The 1,318-nt window shown below is 43.7% G+C and carries 3 protein-coding genes; 2 read left to right on the forward strand and 1 reads right to left on the reverse strand.

Going from position 1 to position 1,318, the window contains the following annotated elements; translation table 11 throughout:
• Window positions 1–127 precede the first annotated feature (127 nt).
• Window positions 128–412, reverse strand: coding sequence for a transposase (locus tag SSCH_RS05745; RefSeq protein ID WP_156972124.1), 285 nt, complete (start codon window positions 410–412; stop codon window positions 128–130).
• 103 nt (window positions 413–515) lie between these two features.
• Between SSCH_RS05745 and SSCH_RS05750 the strand changes: the two genes are divergently transcribed.
• Both SSCH_RS05750 and SSCH_RS20070 read left to right on the forward strand, forming a co-directional pair.
• A complete protein-coding gene (locus tag SSCH_RS05750; protein WP_044664638.1) occupies window positions 516–908 on the forward strand; it encodes a tautomerase family protein in 393 nt (130 codons plus the stop codon).
• A gap of 180 nt (window positions 909–1,088) precedes the next feature.
• Window positions 1,089–1,318, forward strand: a 230-nt coding sequence (locus SSCH_RS20070) for a hypothetical protein (protein ID WP_232294248.1), incomplete at its 3' end; no start/stop codon positions are given.

Consider the following 1,318-nt stretch of genomic DNA (forward strand, 5'->3'; position numbering starts at 1 on the left):
CATTTACCCTACTGCTTTTTTATCCGCTAATTAACCGGAAAATGAGTAACATTAACCACCACCCTGTTTCCGATAGGATGTTTTGAGATCCGTATCTTGTTTATAATACAGTCTTATTTGTCGTGTTTCAGCATCTTATAGGGTACAGCCGTTGGACTACCAGGTAAAGAAATTCCCCCAGGTTAGTTTTGACCTGATTGATCACTGTTTCCAGCCACTTGTTGGCAGCCAAACGGATATGTCTATAGCGTCCATTACCCACGATGTTGCCCGGTACACAAAGCACTTTGCGCCTGATGGTTTTTGCACGGCAGTTTTTGACCTCGTCAGGCATGGTGGCTTCTTTGAACCAGAGCATGAGATTGTAACTAATGGCCTTTACCAGCATGTAGGCCTCATTTTTGATTCCCAATGGGCTTTACTATGGAACCGGTTGATATTTTTGGTACAAAAACCTGGGAAATCAGTCAGATACTTATTAGAGCTAATATTAACAAATGAGAGGAGACATTAATATGCCATTAGTAAAAATTGAAATATTACAGGGGAAAAAACGTGAGTATAAAAAGGCTCTTATGGACGGAGTACACAACGCACTGGTTGAAGCACTAAAGATCCCAGATTATGATCGCAATCAGCGCTTATACGAACTGGATGCTGAAAACTTTGAGTATATCGATACCCGTACTGACTGCTATACAATTATAGAAATTAATATGTTCGAGGGGCGCACCCGCGCCGCCAAAGTAGACCTTTATTCAGCTATCTGTCGTAATCTGGAAAGCAACCCCGGCATACCGGCTACTGATATTACTATTGTTTTAAATGAAATTCCCCTGCACAACTGGGGCATAAGAGGCGGAAAGCCCGCAGATGAAGTGGACATGGGCTTTACAGTGAAGATTTAATATGATTGCTGTTTTCTGGTGGCAAGAATCCAGGTATTAGTCTCTCGAAAACCTAAAAATTTGTATAACTCTGTAAGAAAATCATCATCCGATTTCAGGTTAAACTAATTACTAGCGTTTCTTTCGCTGTGCTCTACCACTGCACAGTTCATCATATTATACAAACTAGATGCGCATAAAATGGCAAGAACGCTGGTCCGGGGATCACAAGGCCGGGAGCGGCCCACAGTACCCATTGCCAAACACTTCTTGCGCTTTGATATTAGCAATCGGGGAGAAAAGCATCCTCCCTCGCAACGGGTACCGTTTGGAGTGGTCGATGCAGGAGGGACGGGTCATGTCGATCCAGGACGTGACACGACCCCCGTCCCTCTGTCACCCCTTGATCCTTCCAGGTATACACTTCTTAT

Origin of the sequence: Syntrophaceticus schinkii, assembly GCF_000946815.1 — a bacterium.
Lineage (GTDB): Bacteria > Bacillota > DSM-12270 > Thermacetogeniales > Thermacetogeniaceae > Syntrophaceticus > Syntrophaceticus schinkii.

What these genes read in the sequence shown, in the direction of transcription:
- SSCH_RS05750 (WP_044664638.1), top strand. Translation starts at nt 516, where the DNA reads ATGCCATTAGTAAAAATTGAAATATTACAGGGGAAAAAACGTGAGTAT.